This window comes from Pseudomonas alcaligenes (genome assembly GCF_014490745.1).
Lineage (GTDB): Bacteria > Pseudomonadota > Gammaproteobacteria > Pseudomonadales > Pseudomonadaceae > Aquipseudomonas > Aquipseudomonas alcaligenes_C.
The window spans coordinates 1732591-1749336 of record NZ_LZEU01000001.1; the positions used below are offsets into that span (position 1 = coordinate 1732591).

General features: G+C 62.5%; 13 protein-coding genes. 9 read left to right on the forward strand and 4 right to left on the reverse strand.

All coding sequences use genetic code 11. The features are described from left to right. Positions 1 to 59: 59 nt before the first annotated feature. From A9179_RS07735 to wecB, 4 genes are read left to right on the forward strand one after another with little or no spacing between them, the layout of a single operon-like run. Positions 60 to 1331 carry a hypothetical protein gene (locus tag A9179_RS07735; protein WP_187805244.1) on the forward strand — a complete coding sequence of 424 codons (1272 nt, stop codon included), beginning with the start codon at positions 60 to 62 and terminating at the stop codon, positions 1329 to 1331. Beyond that, positions 1328 to 3082 (forward strand): glycosyltransferase family 4 protein, encoded by a 1755-nt coding sequence (locus A9179_RS07740; RefSeq protein ID WP_187805245.1) that lies wholly within the window; start codon positions 1328 to 1330, stop codon positions 3080 to 3082. Before A9179_RS07735 ends, A9179_RS07740 begins: the two co-directional genes overlap by 4 nt. Next, a complete protein-coding gene (locus tag A9179_RS07745) occupies positions 3079 to 4809 on the forward strand; it encodes an ATP-binding cassette domain-containing protein (RefSeq protein WP_187805246.1) in 1731 nt (576 codons plus the stop codon). The genes A9179_RS07740 and A9179_RS07745 overlap by 4 nt, the downstream gene beginning before the upstream one ends. A gap of 29 nt (positions 4810 to 4838) precedes the next feature. Continuing rightward, positions 4839 to 5927 carry a non-hydrolyzing UDP-N-acetylglucosamine 2-epimerase gene (gene wecB, locus A9179_RS07750; RefSeq protein ID WP_187805247.1) on the forward strand — a complete coding sequence of 363 codons (1089 nt, stop codon included), beginning with the start codon at positions 4839 to 4841 and terminating at the stop codon, positions 5925 to 5927. On the opposite strand, the gene A9179_RS07755 is transcribed toward wecB, so the two are convergent. The 3 genes from A9179_RS07755 to A9179_RS07765 all read right to left on the reverse strand — a co-directional run bounded on the left by A9179_RS07755 (position 5912) and on the right by A9179_RS07765 (position 8494). Beyond that, a complete protein-coding gene (locus A9179_RS07755) occupies positions 5912 to 7114 on the reverse strand; it encodes an O-antigen ligase family protein (RefSeq protein WP_262410554.1) in 1203 nt (400 codons plus the stop codon). The two genes, wecB and A9179_RS07755, sit on opposite strands and share 16 nt — an antisense overlap. A gap of 614 nt (positions 7115 to 7728) precedes the next feature. Then, positions 7729 to 8208 (reverse strand): lasso peptide biosynthesis B2 protein, encoded by a 480-nt coding sequence (locus A9179_RS07760; RefSeq protein WP_187805248.1) that lies wholly within the window; start codon positions 8206 to 8208, stop codon positions 7729 to 7731. A gap of 1 nt (position 8209) precedes the next feature. Beyond that, positions 8210 to 8494, reverse strand: a complete 285-nt coding sequence (locus A9179_RS07765; protein WP_187805249.1) for a PqqD family peptide modification chaperone — start codon at positions 8492 to 8494, stop codon at positions 8210 to 8212. A 178-nt stretch (positions 8495 to 8672) separates the two neighbouring features. Between A9179_RS07765 and A9179_RS07770 the strand changes: the two genes are divergently transcribed. The 5 genes from A9179_RS07770 to A9179_RS07790 are packed head-to-tail and all read left to right on the forward strand — an operon-like array spanning position 8673 to position 14837. After that, a complete protein-coding gene (locus tag A9179_RS07770; protein ID WP_187805250.1) occupies positions 8673 to 9584 on the forward strand; it encodes a phosphoenolpyruvate carboxykinase (ATP) in 912 nt (303 codons plus the stop codon). Next, on the forward strand, positions 9581 to 10444 hold the full coding sequence (locus tag A9179_RS07775; protein WP_223123180.1) for a sulfotransferase domain-containing protein: 864 nt from the start codon (positions 9581 to 9583) through the stop codon (positions 10442 to 10444). The genes A9179_RS07770 and A9179_RS07775 overlap by 4 nt, the downstream gene beginning before the upstream one ends. Further along, positions 10428 to 11384 (forward strand): AAA family ATPase, encoded by a 957-nt coding sequence (locus A9179_RS07780; protein WP_187805251.1) that lies wholly within the window; start codon positions 10428 to 10430, stop codon positions 11382 to 11384. Before A9179_RS07775 ends, A9179_RS07780 begins: the two co-directional genes overlap by 17 nt. After that, positions 11371 to 12927, forward strand: coding sequence for a cobaltochelatase CobT-related protein (locus tag A9179_RS07785; protein ID WP_187805252.1), 1557 nt, complete (start codon positions 11371 to 11373; stop codon positions 12925 to 12927). The genes A9179_RS07780 and A9179_RS07785 overlap by 14 nt, the downstream gene beginning before the upstream one ends. Beyond that, positions 12924 to 14837, forward strand: a complete 1914-nt coding sequence (locus A9179_RS07790) for an asparagine synthetase B family protein (protein WP_187805253.1) — start codon at positions 12924 to 12926, stop codon at positions 14835 to 14837. The genes A9179_RS07785 and A9179_RS07790 overlap by 4 nt, the downstream gene beginning before the upstream one ends. A gap of 97 nt (positions 14838 to 14934) precedes the next feature. Here the strand turns inward: A9179_RS07790 and A9179_RS07795 are convergent, their stop codons facing one another. Continuing rightward, positions 14935 to 16617, reverse strand: coding sequence for an electron transfer flavoprotein-ubiquinone oxidoreductase (locus A9179_RS07795; RefSeq protein WP_187805254.1), 1683 nt, complete (start codon positions 16615 to 16617; stop codon positions 14935 to 14937). Positions 16618 to 16746 lie beyond the last annotated feature (129 nt).

Consider the following 16746-nt stretch of genomic DNA (forward strand, 5'->3'; position numbering starts at 1 on the left):
CGAGCTTGGCAATTGCAGGCGGTGCGGGTAGCGTGGCGGCACTTTTACGGGTGTAGTAAATGATGTCATCGGATGAGTCGCCTAATGCCTTTGCTCGCCAGTTGGCGGCATTGCGTCTGCGAGTTGGCGACGAAGCGCTGGACGTGCGGCACGAGGTGTTCTTTCTCGCGGTCCGCTACGGGCGCGGGGCGGGTCTGCGTGGTTGTGTGGCGCTGCTGCGGGACGCCTGGCTGCTCCTGCGCTGCCCGGCCCCCGGTCGCCAGCCGCTCGCCGATGGACTGATGCTGGTGGTCACCCTGGCCGGCCAAAGCGGCTGGGGTACTCTGGCGCGCAGCTTGCCCCTGTTGGCGCCTGGCAGCCCTGTAATCCTGGCGCATCCTCGCCTTGCTGCCTGCGACTTTGCGCAAGGTGTGCCGGTGCGGCGTCCGCTACGTCCTTCCCTTAAGGCTATCGGTAGTGCCGCATCCACCTTTTGTCGCGTGTTGCTCACTCAACGCTCCTTGCTGTTGGCCAGCTGTTTGGCGCGTCGTGCGTTGTGGCGTGCCAGCTTGGCCCGAACGCTTTCTGGTCGTTGCGGGCCACTGATCTTGCACAACGATTTCGACATGATGAGCAATGCGGCTATCGGCCAGGCCGGGGCCACCGTATGTCTTCAGCATGGGGTGCCGACCGAGGAGTTCTTTCCGATTCGTGCGGACTGGTATGTGGTGTGGGGCGAGCGTAGTCGCCAGGCGTTTATCGATGCCGGCAGTGCGGTCCCCCGCCTGGTCGAGGACGCTCTGGGGCGTGCTCCTGCGCCGAGCGCTCCGGAAGCGGCTCCCGATGGGATTTCGCTGCTATCGCAGGCCCATGCCCCGATCCTCGGTAATGAGCTTGCCGGATGGCTTCACCAGTTTGCACTGAGGTTGTTGCAGGCTGAACCCGCGCTGCGCATCCTGCTGCACCCGCAGGAGCACACGGCTTACCCAGGGGCGGCAGCGCTTGCCTGCAGCAGGCCGCCTCATGCCGAGTTAGCTGCCGCGGCGACGCCTTGCCTGGTGCTGGGTTGCTGCAGCTCGGCGCTGTTCGATGCGGCTCTTGCAGGGCACTGGGTCGTGCGTCTGGCCGCGCCACTGGCCGGTAACCGGGCGGCCCTGCACTTGTTGGAGGGGCTCCCGTGCGCCGAGAGCGCGGAGCAGGTGTTGCGTCTGTACGAGCGCTTGCGCACTGACGTGGCGTTCCGCCGAGAGACTGCGCTGGCGCAGCTGTCCTGGCTAAAAGAAAATTTCGCCGCCGAGACGGGGGCGTTGGCCCGGTTGTTGGCGCGTCTTGAAGATGAGGCGCATGCATGAAGGTTCGTGTGCTCTTCGTGAGCAAAGAGTTCCAGCCGCTATACAGTGGTGTTGCCCGGCATATTCAGGGGTTGGCGCAAGCGCTGGTCGATGACCCCGTTGTGACATTGAGCATGCTCGCGCCGGAGGTAGGCGATGGACACGCGCCGCTCTCGGTGATGCGTGGGGGATATCGCAAGCTCTGGGCCTGCCTGCGCAGTTGCGATGTGGTGCACCTGCATGGCTCGCGTACGCCTCTGGTGTTCTGTACTGCGTTGCTGGCGCGCTTGCGCCGGCTGCCGGTGGTGTATACCCCGCATTGCTATTACGACGGTGGCTCGCTGCCGAAGCGTGTTCTGAAGCGCCTGTGGGACCTGACGGTAGAGCGTGTTCTGCTGCGCATTGCCGGCGCTCTGGTGCTGTTGCATGAGGGCTGGATCGATGACCTGGTGCGGCGTGGCCTGAAACCCCGGCGGGTGATGATTGTTCCCAACTGCATCGACGCGCAGCGTACGCGTACGTCTTCCACCGTGACGCGCCTGGAGGGGCGGCCTGCCGTGCTTTCGATCGGGCGCCTGGATCCGATCAAGCGTCTGGAGGACATGCTGCAGGCATTGCTCGAGCCCTGCCTGTCAGACGCCGTGCTGCATGTCGTCGGGCGTGGCGAAGAGCGTGAGCGGCTGGGGTTGCTGGCCGAGCAGCTGGGTATCTCCCAGCGCGTGGTCTTTCACGGCTGGCAGGATGATGACGCCTCGACGGCCATGATGGCGGGGTGCGACACGATGATCCTGGCATCTGCCCGCGAGGGCATGCCGACCGTGGTTCTGGAGGCGTTGCTGGCCGGCGTGCCGATTGCCTGCTCCGATATCGAAGGTAATCGCGCGATTCTGGATACCGTGGGTTGGGATGGTCTTTTTGCCATGGGCGATGTGCCTGCTCTGGCCCGCTGTGTGCAGGCTGCCGCGCAGCGGCAGGTTTCGGATCAGGTGCGTGAGGCGGTGCGGAGTCGGTTCACCTGGGAGGGGCAAGCCCCACGGCTGGTCGAACGTTATCTCGAGCTGGCGAATCCGCCGCGGGTGGTGGGCTGGCATCGGCGGTTGACGCGCAAGCTCGTCGATTACGACGACCCCGGCTCGTTGGGCTCGCGTATACGCAAGCGCCGTCTGGTGCGGCTGATGTCGATGATCGATCGGATCCATGCGCAGCACGGCCATGTGAAAATCATCGACGTTGGCGGAACGCATCGATACTGGCGGCTGCTTCCGGCAAGCTATCTGGAGTCTCGATCGGTCAGTGTCACACTGGTCAATCTGCAACCTGTAGCTATGCCCTCTGCCGATGGCTGTTTTACCTTTATGCAGGCCGATGGCTGCGACCTACAGGGCATCGGTACAGGCGCATTTCATCTGGCCCACTCCAATTCCGTGATTGAGCATGTGGGCGACCGGGGGCGCATGGCGCGCTTTGCCAGTGAGCTGCAGCGTGTTGCTGAGCGCTACTACATTCAGACCCCTGATTTCTGGTGCCCGCTGGAGCCTCACTGCATGACACCGATCTTTCACTGGTTGCCCCGGGCGTTGCGCATTCAGCTCGTGCGCCATCTGGCTCTGGGGCATTGGCGCCGGGCGCGTAACCGGGCAGAAGCCGAGGCCATGGTGGATAGTGCGCGCCTGTTGGGTCGCCGCGAGCTGAAGGCGCTGCTGCCGGGGGCCACGATCCTGCATGAGCGGGTGCTGGGAATGCCCAAATCACTGATCGCGATCAATCCATGAGTCGACAGTCGTTCATCGCGCCGTTGCGTGCGCTTGCATTGATCGAGCGCTGCGGCGTACCGAGGCGCAGCGTGATGCTCATGCTGTTGCTGGCGCTGGCGCGAGCAATTGTCGATGCCGTCTCTGCCATGTTGTTCGCAGTGGTGCTGGCCATGTTGCTGGGTGTCGGTATGGGCGCGCCCGCCTGGTTAGGGGGGCTGTGGGTGCAGCTCCTGGCATTACCGGTCGAGGCGCTGCTGGCCTGGCTGATCGTGGTGCTGATGCTGTGCAAAGCCGTGCTGGCGCCTTTTCTGGGGCGCTTGCGGGGGCGGCTGATTGATCGCTGGTCGGTTGCCCTTGCCATGAGGGCACTGGCCGCCGAGCTCACGCCCGCCGCGAGCGGCGGACGCCAAACCCACGCCCAGGGGCGCAATATCACCGTCAACTTCACGGTGTCGCGGGTGATCATGGGCGGCGTTTTTCCGAGCCTGGACCTGCTGACCGAGTTGCTGGTGGTGGCTGTGCTGCTGGCCTATCTGAGCTGGCATCTGCCGTTAATGGGGGCAGGCATGCTGCTGGGACTGGCGCTGGTGGGTGGTGCGGTCGGGCTGCTGCGCAGGCGGTTTGGGCGTCGCGACCTGAACTTTCACCTGCGGCTCCAGGAACAGATGCATCGCTGGGTCACGGACAGCAGCCACTGTTTGCGCGAACTTCAGTTATACGGTCGGGTCTCGGCAGTACTCGAGCGCTACAGCCCCTTGGCACGTACCTTTGCCGAGAGCACCTCTCGTGAGCGTCTGCAGCAGGACGCACAGGCTCCGGTGGTCGAGTTGGGCGTGTTGCTGATGCTGGCTGGGGCCGTGTTCGTTCTGCACCAGTTGGCCCCGCAGACCGACCTGACGAGTGTGGCGCTGTGCACGGCCATCGGATTGCGCCTGCTCCCGGCGCTGCGGCGGGTATTCGCTGCCACCCAACTGGTGGCGCAGGTACAGGGCAGTATCTTCGAGCTGCATGCCCTACTGGATCGCGCCGACTGCCTGGCAGCGCAGCGCTCTGCACCCCGCGTGACGCCTATGCAGGCGCCGCGGCTGATGTTGTGTGAAACGCTGGGTTATCGTTACCCGGGCGCTTTGGAGGCGGTCTTGCGGGATGTCAGCACGCATCTGGAGCGAGGCGAGTGGTTGGGCCTGGTCGGGATGTCGGGCGCTGGCAAGTCGACGCTGGTCGACCTGTTGATCGGGCAGCTTCAACCCACCTCCGGGACTCTGGTCTGGGCCGGTTCGCCCGTCATCGGCTATGCCGGCGCCAGTAGCACGCTGTTGCCAGGCACCTTGCGTGACAATATCGGACTATTTGGTCAGCATTACACCGATGTCGAGCTCGGTCAGGCTCTTGCGATTGCCGGGCTCGCAGGCTGGTTGGTGAAGCGGCCCCAGGGCCTGGATACCCCGGTTGGCGAGTTCGAGCAGCATCTCTCCGGTGGCGAGCGTCAGCGCCTGGGGTTGGCGCGGGCGTTCCTGCATGCGCAGGATCTGCTGATTCTCGATGAGGCAACGGCTGCGCTGGACGAGCTGATAGAGGGCGCTTTCCTGTCGGCTTTGAAGGTTGCCAAGCCACACCTGGCCGTATTGCTGATCACTCACAGGTTGAGTGCGTTGCGTCATGCCCATCGAGCGGTGCTGCTGGTCGATGGGCGGCTGGAAAGCTATTGCGGTCAGGCGCTGAGTTCAACTGAGACCGTGCAGTGACTGGTGCAGGCCTCATACCAAGGAAACGCATGCATTTAGCGTTCGTACTGGGCACTCGTCCGGAAATCATCAAGCTCTATTCGCTGCTGGGCGCATGTGCTCGCCAGGGGATTCCCTACACGCTGATCCACACCAATCAGCACTACGACGCCGCGATGGATGGTCAGTTCTTTAGAGAATTCGGCTTGCCCTGCGCCCAGTACAATCTAGGGGTCGGTTCTGGTTCTGCCGGCCAGCAGATCGGGCGCATGTTGCTGGGTATCGAGCCGGTGCTGCGTGATGTGAAGCCTGATTGCGTCATCGTGCAGGGTGATACCAACAGCGCGCTTGCAGGTGGCCTGGCGGCCAGCAAGGCGGGCATCGAGGTCGCGCACGTCGAAGCCGGTCTGCGCAGTTTCGACAAGGGCATGCCTGAAGAGAACAACCGGGTTTTGCTGGATCATCTGTCCAGCCTGTGGTTCTGCCCCTCTTCGCTGCAGGTCGAGCTGCTGGCCCGTGAAGGTATTCACGGGCCTGGAGTTCATGTCACGGGCAATACCGGTAACGATGCTGCGCTGCAGTATGCCCCTTCAGCTATCGAGCGTTCCTCCATCTATCGAGCACTCGGGTTGCAGCAGGGGGGCTATCTGTTACTGACCTGCCATCGTCCCTCCAATACCGACGATCCAGCGCACTTCGCTCGATTGATGTATGCGGTGCAGGGTGTAGCGGAGACGCTGGGACGTCAGGTGATTTTTCCCCTGCATCCCCGGCTCAGCCGCCAGAACCGCGAGCTTGTGGACGAGATGGGACATCTCCGTGCCTTAGATCCCGTCGGTTATTTGGACATGCTGGCGCTCATGCAGGGCGCTGCGCTCGTGCTGACCGACAGCGGCGGCATGCAGGAGGAGGCCTGTGTGCTGCAGCGCCGCTGCCTGATCCTGCGGGCCAATACCGAACGCCCGGAGAGCCTGGATACCGGGGGGGCCTGTCTGGTGCCGGGAAACGAACGCGGCCGGATGATCGCGGCTGCCCACGCCTTGCTCGGCGCCCAGGTGGCCTGGAGCAATCCCTTTGGCGATGGCCGCGCCTATCAGCGTATTCTGGATGTTCTGCGGTCGCGCTATGAGGGAGCTTGATCTGGGCTGCGCCGCAGAGCAATGAGAAAGGCAATCGGCAGCCACACAATCACCCAGTAAGGGCTGGGGCGATGGAACAGGGCATAGATGTCCGAGACCATCGCCACCAGGGCGAAAACCAGCGCGGCCAGGCCGATGCGTGCCTCCTTCTGCCGGCGCAGTTGCCAGCCCTTGAGCACCAGTGTGCCCAGCAGTGCCACGAACAGGGCTGCGCCGATCACACCGTATTCGTACCAAAGCTGCAGGTACAGGCTGTGGGCGTGATGGACCGTGTCGCCCCAAGGGTAGGTGTACACCAACGGCTTGCCGGCCCCGTTGCCATACAGCCAGAACTCGGGCAGGCGAGCGAACCAGTTTTGCCAGATCGGGCCGCGTTGGCTGGTGCCCTGGCGAAGCTCGCTCTGCAGCTCGTTGTGAAAGATGAGCAGTATCGCCAGCAGTATCAGGATGCCCAGCCCCAGCAATTGTCGTGCGCGCGGCTTAGGCGACAGCAGGAGCAGCGCCAGGCCGCCGGCCAGCGTGGCGAACCAGGCGCCGCGCGAGAACGTCAGCAGGACATAGAGCAACAATCCGGCAAGGCCAGCGTGGGCGAGGATCAGTGCGGGCCAGCGCGGCTCGAACTCGACGATCAGCCCCAGCATCAGCAGCGCGAACAGACCGAAGTACAGACCGGCAATGATGGGGTGCGAGAGGTCGGCGAAACCACCCCAGCCGAGCTCCGACAGGCGCCCATAGGTTCTTAATGCACTGTATGAGAACGGCTTGTCGAGCACACCGAACTGATAGAAGAGCGTCAGCCAGGCCGCCAGGGCGCTGACGATGACAGCTGCCAGCAACGGCCTTTTGACAAAGCCGGCGAGCAGGAGCCGATGGATGCTGAAGACATACAGCAGGATGAACAGACCGATTTTCAGCCAGTAGTGAGCCGGCTTGTCGCTGTCGCTGCCCAGTGTGCCACGCAGTAAAACCCAGCCGAGCAGTGCCGCCAGGAGGCAGGCGCAAGGCTGTCGCCACAGCGCCCAGTCGATCTTTTCGCTGAGCAGAAGCAGTAGCGCCGGCAGAAACAGCAGCAGGTGAGTCTGGGTGGCGTAGCGACTGTCGTCGTTGTTGAAGAGCAGGCCGCTCAGTTGGGCGAAGAGTCCGATTGCCAGTAGCGTCGTTAGGGTGGTTGTACGCAATTTATGCAATGGTCTTGCCTGTGAGCATTGTGGCCTCATGAGATGGGCGGAGCCCATCATCCCCGCCACGTCTATTAGACATGGCGGATTACTTGGCTGCCGAGAACATGACATGGCTAACCATATCGGCCGGTCGGATATTCAGGTCAAGAACTCCCCGTGAAATCTGGGCCTGGGAAAACACTGAAATGTGTTGCCGAGGTATCCAAACGCTCCAGTCGCGGGGGGTGGTACGGCGCACGTTGATGCTGCTCTACAGTCACCTCCGTCGCAAGGTGTTTGACGTTTTGCTGGTCAGCTTCACGGTTCTTCTGGTTCATCCTATCCTCCGCTCGTTACAGAAAACACTGGCGTCTGCTGGGGGGTCTAAGCGTTCACGCGGCAAAAGCCAGAGGCCGGTCTTGGCATCATTCAAGTATGTCAGGCGGGCAACATGCTAATGCATTTCGATAAATGCGAAGATGCCGGTTCAGCAGCAGTACCACATATATCCTGCTCGGTAGTGCCGATATACTCAATGTCCGGCACGCGCTCCTGGCATTACAAGGACGCTGGTTAGCGTAGGCTCGCCCGGGGTGTGGCTGGGCTAAAGATTACCCTGTTGCCGATTAGGCAGGGAATATCTAGCGTGATTTTGGATTGTCCGACAATGGTCCTGCCATGAAACTCCCGACGACAGTGAAGCGCGCGCAGACCTTGCCTCCAGTCACATAAGTTTGTCCGGCACATACCCAGGCATGGGCCTCAAGGCGCCCGCTTTCATCGCGCGCCACGCCGAAATGCAGGGTGTGGGGGATGCGTTTGGCGCCAAGCAGGACTCGGGCGGTGATGGCCTGGGCGAAACAGTTGGCGTCCCAGGGGGTGTGTCGCGCTGCGCGTTGAATGATCTCACCAATGACCAGCGCTTGCGCCTGTTGCTGTGGCGTGACGTGCTGAGCGCCGGCAAGTTCGCTGCTGCGCCTGCCCAGTACCGGTGCGATATGGCGGAAAGGGATTGTGACAATCAGTGCGCGGCTGAAACCGAGCATTATCCACGCGAACAACAGGCGCCATTGTTCTGCAGCAGGGCGCCGGACAAAGCGGCCCAGAATGCCCGGCGGCATGTCAGTCGCAGAGCCTGGCGATGCCATGCTTCAGCATCTGGCGCGCGAAGTCGAGCAGGTCGGCTTGGCAGGTCTGTGCATCGACCTCGTACTCCTGTTCGATCACTCTGGCCAGTTCGCCAAGGCTAGCGGGCTGTTGCAGGCTGTCCCAGATGCGGATGCCGATACCGCTGATGCCGAAATAGCTGCCACTGTCGATATGCATCATGACCAGGTCGCCGTCCATTTCACTGGCGACCAGATCAGACGTTCTTACTAGGCGAGTGTTCAGGTTGATGTCGGGCATATGCGGCTTGTGGCTTCGATAGTGGAGGTCGGAGATTATCAGTCCGTACCCGGCTTTGCGATCTGGCTCTCTACCTGATAATGGTTCGCCTCGCTGCCGCGGACGCCCAAACCAGTTCATTGGGGCTGTGATGTCGTGCCATATTGGCACCTTAATTAGGGAATTCGATCGAGTCTTCATGTCGCTTCATTTTTACCAGGCATACGCCTTGACCATTCACAGCGAGTTGGCTCTGCCCGAACTGCTGGGGACCGATCCATCGATGAGCCCTGCGATGTGCGATGTCTTGATCCGCTTCGGGCGAGCGGCCGCCCCGGTGGCGGAGGGGCCACTTGAGCAACTGAGCGCCTTCGCCTGGGCGCGTCCGGGATTGCTCAAACTGGATGTGCCCGGGATTGCCAGTTTTCTTGTGTGTGGCGGATGTGAAATCACAGTAGAGCCGGCGGTTGGCTCCGATGAGGCCTCCATTCGCGCGTTTCTGCTCGGCTCGGCGCTTGGGGCGCTGCTGATGCAGCGCGGGTTGTTGGTTATGCACGGCAACGCCATTCGCATTGGCGATCGCTGCATGCTGTGTGTCGGCCACTCGGGGGCGGGCAAGTCCACCCTGGCAGCGGCATTCACCCAGCGTGGTTACGCGCTGCTGGCCGACGACGTGATTCCCATCGACGGCAAGGGCTGTGCACTTCCCGGCGTGCCGCGTGTCAAGTTATGGCCCGACAGCGCAGCTCAGCTGGGGCTCGACGTCACGCGGCTGGATGCTATCCGCCCGGGGGTGAACAAGTTCACGCTGCCCGTACATCAGTCGATGACGGATCTTCCCCTGCCGGTTGGCTGGATCTATGTGCTGACGGCTGGCGAAACTCCCAGCCTGAGCGCGGTGCGAGGCATGCGGCGCTTCGAGCTTCTGCAAGGCTACGGCTATCGTCCGCGCTTCGTGGCGGGGCTTGGACTGCAGAAGGAGCAACTGCTTTCCTGCAGTCGCCTGGCGAATCAGGCGCAGATGAGCGAGCTGGTGCGCAAGCGTGACCATTTCGATCTGAATGGCCTGGTCGATAGCTTGCTGGCAGATATGCAAGAGGCCTGCGTGTGAGTCGAGGCATTTTCTGGCTTGCTTCATACCCCAAATCGGGTAACACCTGGTTTCGCATCTTTATCGAGAATCTGCAGCGAGATGCTGCGTGCCCTGCGGATATCAACAGGCTCTCGATCAAAAATGCCGCCAACAAGTTTTGGCTGGATGAAACACTTGGCTTCTCGACTGCTGATCTGCGCGAAGACGAAGTCGAAGCGCTGCGTGCTCCGGCGTATGAGTGGTTTGCGTCGACACAGGAGGCTGCCGGTTACTTCAAGATTCATGATGCGTATCGGCCCGAGTTACTGGTAGCGCAGCGGCACTACATGCGCGGTGCACTTTATCTGATACGCGATCCGCTCGATGTAGCGCTGTCGCTCGCCAACCATCATGGCTGTGACCTGGATTCGGCGGTTTCGATGATGATCGACACGCAACGCACGACCAGCTCTGGAGGCTCGCGCTATCTGGCGCAGGCCAGGCAGTACCTGTCGTGCTGGTCCGGTCATGCCACCAGTTGGGTGGACGGGCTGCAGGTGGGGTGCCATGTGGTGCGCTACGAGGATCTAATCGCGACCCCTATGGAGACGTTCACGCGTGCCGCCCGTTATCTACAACTGCCCGACGAGCCGGAGCGGATCGCCAAGGCCATCAGTTTCAGCTCGTTTGCCGAATTGGTGCGGCAGGAGGAACATTCCGGTTTTCGCGAGCGCAACGCCCCTGGGGCGCGGTTCTTTCGCCGAGGCCGGAGCGGCCAGGGGCGGCAGTGCCTGAGTAGAACCCAGATCAATCGTATTGTTTCCGCACATGGCGCCGTCATGGAGCGCTTTGGCTACCTGAATCATGATCGTGAGATAGGTAATGACACTGCTTGCTGATATCTCTTACCCCGATACCCACTGCGATAGCCTCGCCTCGTTTGGCTGCGAGATGCCGTGGCCGGTTCCTGCATTTTCCCGCCCCGGGCCGCATGTGCCTGACATCGACCCTGCTTTCCAGTTCGTTCCCGAAGTCTGTCGTGCGCTGCTCATGGGCTTTGCCCACAATCGCCGCGTCTATGTGCATGGCCCGCATGGCAGCGGCAAGTCGGCGCATGTCGAGCAGGTGGCTGCTCGTCTGAACTGGCCGTGCCTGCGTGTCAATCTGGATGGACATATCAGCCGCGCCGATCTGCTCGGGCGCGACATGCTGGTGCTGCGGGAAGGACGGCAGGTCACCGAGTTCGTGCCGGGGCTGCTCGCCTGGGCTCTGGAGCGCCCGATGGTACTGGTGCTCGATGAGTATGATGCCGGTCGTCCCGAGGTCATGTTCGTGCTGCAGCAACTGCTGGAGAGCGACGGACGACTGACGCTGCTGGAGCAGAATCGAGTGATCACCCCACATCCGGCCTTCCGGCTTTTCGCCACGGCCAACACCGCTGGTTCGGGTGATACCTCCGCTCTGTACAGCGGTGTGCAGATGCTCAATCAGGCGCAGCTGGATCGCTGGAATGTGGTGGTCGAGCTGGGGTACCTGTCCAGAGAGCGCGAAGGCGATATCCTGCGTGCGCGGCTGGCTCACCTGGCTGTGGATGAGGTGCAGGCCATGCTCGATCTGGCGGGTTTCTGTCGACAGGCGCATACCCAGGGTGAGCTGTCGACACTGCTTTCCCTGCGCACGCTGATCGCCTGGGGCGAGAATCACGCCTTGCTCGGCGACATGGCTGCCGCGTTCTGCCTGGCATTCTTCAATCGCTGCGATGGACATGAGCGCGCTTTGCTCGCGGAGCTCTATCAGCGCTGTTTCGCCCAGGAGCTGCCGGTAGATGCTCAGCGCTGATCATCTCTCGGCGTTTGCCGTCTGGCCCGCGGTATATGCGAATGGCCAGGGTGAGAGCCCGGGATTCGTGGCGTCGGAGCGTGCGCTCAGTGACAGGCAGGCGGCATGGCGGCGCTGGCATCGCCCGCAGGCGCTGCAGCGATTCAACGTTGTTGAGCGGCTTTGGTACGAGTCGCTGGAGTGGGCTCGCGTCGAAACCCTCGCCAGTCGGCACCTGCCGGGCATGCGCGTCAATCTGGTTGTGGATCCGGAGCTGCCGCCTGGAGTTACGGCGCGCGACCATTTATACCGCTGCGCGCGCTGGGTATTCAGCGATGCCGAGTGGCGCGATGAGCAGTGGAAGTTGCCTGCACCGCCCGCGGCTGGATGGTGGGCGCGTATTGCGCAGCGTCCAGGGCAGCGGTTGGAGCACCTGCAGGCTCTCCTGCCCGCGTTGTTGCCGGTTGCGCGCGCGAGTCTGGAGGATGCGCAGAGCTTTGCCGATAAAGTGGAGCCGCTGGTCAGGCTATATGTGCAGATCTACGCGGATACTGTTGGCCCCCATGTGCCCGGCCTTGCTCCAGTGGTCGCAACTGCTGCTGCGGCCCAGAGCCTCCGCGAGGCTCCCCAGCGGATTCAGGAGGAGGGTGGGGATGAAGGCTACAAAGTGTATTCCCATCGCTGGGATCGTGTTCTCACGCGCAGGGAGCTCGTTCAGCTGCCGGCAGAGCCTTCCATGCTGGCGCCTTCCATTGATGCGGAGGCGAGGCGGCTGGCTCAGCTCTTTCGGCGGCGTCTGCTGGCGCGGCAGCCTGCGGGTTGGCGCTTCGATCTGGAGGTCGGCGCTCTCGATTCCAGGCGGCTGGCTTCGCTAGTCAGCTCGAACAATCGCGCCGTGTTTCGCCAGGAGTCGAACCTTCCGGCTGCGCAGGCTTGTGTGACGCTGCTGCTGGATGTCTCGGGTTCGATGCGTGGGCGGCCCTGGCAGCTGGCGTCTCTGGCGGTGGACTTGGCGGTGCAGGCGCTGGAGGCGGCTGGCATTCGTTGCGAGGTGCTCGGTTACGGTACCGGCACTGATCAGGAAAATCCGCTGTTGCGGGCTTGGCAGGAAGTCGGGGCGCCGTTGTCTCCTGGGCGACTGAATGCCATGCGTTACCTGATTTTCAAAGCGGCTAATCAACCCTGGCGTCTGTGCCGAGATTTGCTCGGGCGCCAGGGCATCGTCGGGGGTGAGAACATCGACGGCGAAGCGCTCCATTGGGCCGCATCGCGGCTTCTGCGCCAGCCGCAGGCGCGGCGCATCCTCCTGGTCTTGAGCGATGGGCAACCCCATGACGATGCCACGCGGCGGGCCAATGGTTCTGAGTATCTCGACCTGCACCTGCACAACACGATTGCCGAGATCGAGCGCGGATCCATCCATCTTGCGGCCTTCGGCGCCGGTCAGGGTGTGAGTCGTTTCTATCGCAACAGCAGGGTGCTTGGGGCGCCCGAAGAGATTTTTCGGTCGCTATTTGGCGCCCTCGACGAGTTGCTCGGTGGTCCGCGAGGTGGAAGTGTATGAGTGCGATAGCCGGGATCATTCGCTTGGATCGGCAGCCTGTAGAGCGCTCGGTCCTCGAGCGCATGTGTAATGTGCTGGCGCCCTATGGTCGAGACGCCCAAAGCATCTGGCAGGGCGGCGGCGCGGGGCTGCTGCGCACGCTGCTGCGAAGCACGCCGGAGGATGCGTTCGATCGCCAGCCCCTGGGTGACGATCACTGCATGCTGGTCTTTTCCGGGCGCCTGGATAACCGCGAGGAGCTTGCTGCCCGTCTCGAGCTACCTGTGTCGGAGGTGGCGGACATGGCCGACGCCGAGCTGGTGCTGCTGGCCTGTCGACGCTGGGATACCCGCGCGCTCGAGTATCTGTTGGGTAGCTATGCGCTGGCCTGCTGGCAGCCGCGGTGTGGCCGGTTGTGGCTGGCGCGCGACCCGATGGGCGGGCGCCCGCTGTTCTGGCATCAGAAGTCGGGTTTTGTTGCCTTTGCCTCTCTGCCCAAGGCGTTGTTCTGTGTGCCCGGTATTGCCAGGGTGATTTGCCAGGACAGTCTGCTCGATCGCCTTGCCATGCTGCCCATGAGCGGCTCCGGTAGTTTCTTCAAGGATGTCCAGCGTGTTGAGGCCGGGCAGGTGGTGTTGTTCGAGGAAGGGCGCTTGAGTTCGCGCTTCTTTCACCGTTTCGAACCCGAACGGGAGCTGCAGCTTGGTCGTGACGAGGACTATCTGGAGGCTTTTTCCGGGCATTTCGAGCGAGCCGTCGCAGCATGTCTGCGCAGCGCGGGTCCCGTTGCGACGCATCTCAGCTCGGGGTTCGATAGCTCGGCAGTGACCGCGCTGGCTGCCCGCCAACTGAAGCTTCGTGGACAGCGTCTCACTGCTTTCACCGCTGCTCCTCGCGAGGGCTTCGCGGGGCCGGCGCCGCGCGGCAGGCATGCTGATGAAAGCCAGGTGGCGGCCAAGATGGCAGGCCGTTTTGACAACATCGATCACGTGGTGATTCGTTCGCAGGGACGTTCTCCGCTCGAAGATCTCCAGGTGTGCATCGAGGAGATGGACCGTGCGCCGCAAAACCCCTGCAACCGCGTGTGGCTGCGTGCCATCGAGCTGGAGGCGCAGGCGCGTGGCTGCCGAGTCATGCTCACTGGCGAGCGCGGCAACATGTCCATTTCCTATGACGGTCTACCGTACCTGGGGACGCTGTTCCGCTCTGGCCGGCTGCCTAGCTGGTGGAAGGAGATCAAGGCCTGTCAGGTGCGGCGCAAGCGTAGTCTGATCGCGCATTCGATCGCTGCGGCGTTACCGGCATTCGCTTGGCGGCTGATAGCCAATCGGGCGGACCTAACTGGGCACCTCGCCGAGTACTCGGCGGTTGATCCTCGTCACTTGGCTTATCTGCACGGGCGCTCGCGTGAGGTGGCCTGGGACATGGACTACCAGCCGTGGCATGACAGTCGCGCCATGCGTATCGCGGTGCTGAAGCGGCAGGATACCGCCCAGCAAGCCATGGCTGCCTGTCTGCGTGGAGTCGACATGCGCGACCCGACCGGGGATTTGCGTCTGGTCGAGTTCTGTCTGTCCGTGCCGGACCGCCAGTTTCTGCGTAACGGCAAGCCACGCTGGTTGTTGCAGCGCATGATGGCAGGCGTTCTGCCTGCCGAGATCATGGAGGCACGGACCAAAGGCTACCAGGCGAGCGACTGGTTCGAGGGGCTTTCTGCAGATCGCGAGCGGCTGCGCGAGTCGCTGGCGCAGCTCAAGGCGCATCGCCGGGTAGGGGAGCTGCTCGATCTTGCGGGGCTTGAGGCGCTGATGGATGAGTGGCCCGAAGAGGGGTGGGACTCGAAAAGTGTTGTGCGCAACTATCGATTGAAGTTGCTCAGGGGCATGGCGGTCGGCGCCTTCGTGCGCTATGTCGAGCCGGACAATCGCTGACCCGCTGCCTGGGTGGAGGCCGCTGGCGCTGAACTAGGGCAATACACCGATCCACAAAAAAAGCCGCCTTGCGGCGGCTTTTTCGGTGCGGCTCGAATTACATGTTGGGGTAGTTCGGGCCGCCGGTGCCTTCCGGAGCCACCCAAGTGATGTTCTGGGCCGGATCCTTGATGTCACAGGTCTTGCAGTGCACGCAGTTCTGCGCGTTGATCTGGAACTTCTTCTCGCCGTCTTCCTGAGTCACCACCTCGTACACGCCGGCCGGGCAGTAGCGCTGCGCCGGTTCGTCGTACAGCGGCAGGTTCTTGCTCAGCGGAATGCTGGCGTCGGTCAGCTTCAGGTGGCAGGGCTGCTCTTCCTCGTGGTTGGTGTTGGAGAGGAACACCGAGGAGAGCTTGTCGAAGCTGATCTTGCCGTCCGGTTTCGGATAGTCGATGCGCTTCGATTCTGCAGCGGGCTTCAGGCAGGCATAGTCCGGCTTGGTATCGTGCAGGGTGAAGGGGATCTTGCCGCCGAATACGTTCTGATCCAGCCAGTTGATACCGCCACCGATCAGCGGGCCGAACTTGTGCAGTGCCGGGCCGAAGTTGCGGCTGCGGAACAGCTCGTCGTACAGCCAGCTGGCTTTGAAGCCATCGACGTAGCCATTGAGCAGGTCGCCGCCCTGGCCGTCGGCCAGCAGAGCGTCGGCTACCGCTTCGGCGGCCAGCATGCCGGACTTCATGGCAGTGTGGCTGCCCTTGATCTTGGCGAAGTTCAGGGTGCCGAGGTCGCAGCCGATCAGCGCGCCGCCCGGGAAGACCATCTTCGGCAGCGAGTTCAGGCCGCCTTTGCAGATGGCGCGAGCACCGTAGGCGACGCGCTTGCCGCCTTCCAGGTACTGCTTGATCACCGGGTGGTGCTTGTAGCGCTGGAACTCGTCGAACGGCGACAGGAAGGCGTTGCCGTAGGACAGGTCGACGATCAGGCCGACCACCACCTGGTTGTTTTCCAGGTGATAGAGGAACGAGCCACCGGTGTTCTCGGTACCGACCACGTCCAGCGGCCAGCCGGCGGTGTGTACTACCAGGCCTTGCTCGTGCTTGGCCGGGTCGATGTCCCAGATTTCCTTGATGCCGATGCCGTAGTGCTGGGCGTCGGCTTCGGAGTCGAGGTTGAACTGCTTGATCAGTTGCTTGCCCAGGTGGCCGCGGCAGCCTTCGGCGAACAGGGTGTACTTGCCACGCAGTTCCATGCCGGGGGTGTAGTAACCCTCTTTCGGGTGACCTTCGCGGTCGACGCCGAGGTCGCCGGTGATGATGCCGCGTACCACGCCATTCTCGTCGAACAGGACTTCCTGGGCGGCGAAGCCCGGGTAGATCTCGACGCCCAGGGCTTCGGCCTGCTGGGCCAGCCAGCGGCACAGGTTGCCCAGGGAGATGATGTAGTTGCCTTCGTTGTGCATGGTCTTGGGTACGAACAGCCCCGGCACCTTGATGGCGCTGTCAGCGTTCTTCAACATGTAGATGTCGTCACGCTTGACTTCGGTGTTCAGCGGCGCGCCCAGTTCCTTCCAGTTGGGGAACAGTTCGTTCAGCGCGCGCGGTTCGAAGACCGCACCGGAGAGGATGTGAGCGCCGACTTCGGAACCCTTCTCGACCACGCAGACGCTGATCTCTTTGCCGGCGTCGGCGGCCTTCTGCTTCAGTCGGCAAGCGGCGGACAGGCCGGAGGGGCCGGCGCCGACGATGACGACGTCGAATTCCATAAATTCGCGTTCCACAGAGAATCTCCTGCTCAAGGCTTCTTCGGTGTTGTTGATCTGGCTATAGGGCTAGGCTTTCTCTGGCCTGCGCGCTGGGCATTATATATATAGCCCCTTGCACGTCCAATACAAACGTTTGTTTGAATTTTGTCAAAGCCATGTAGG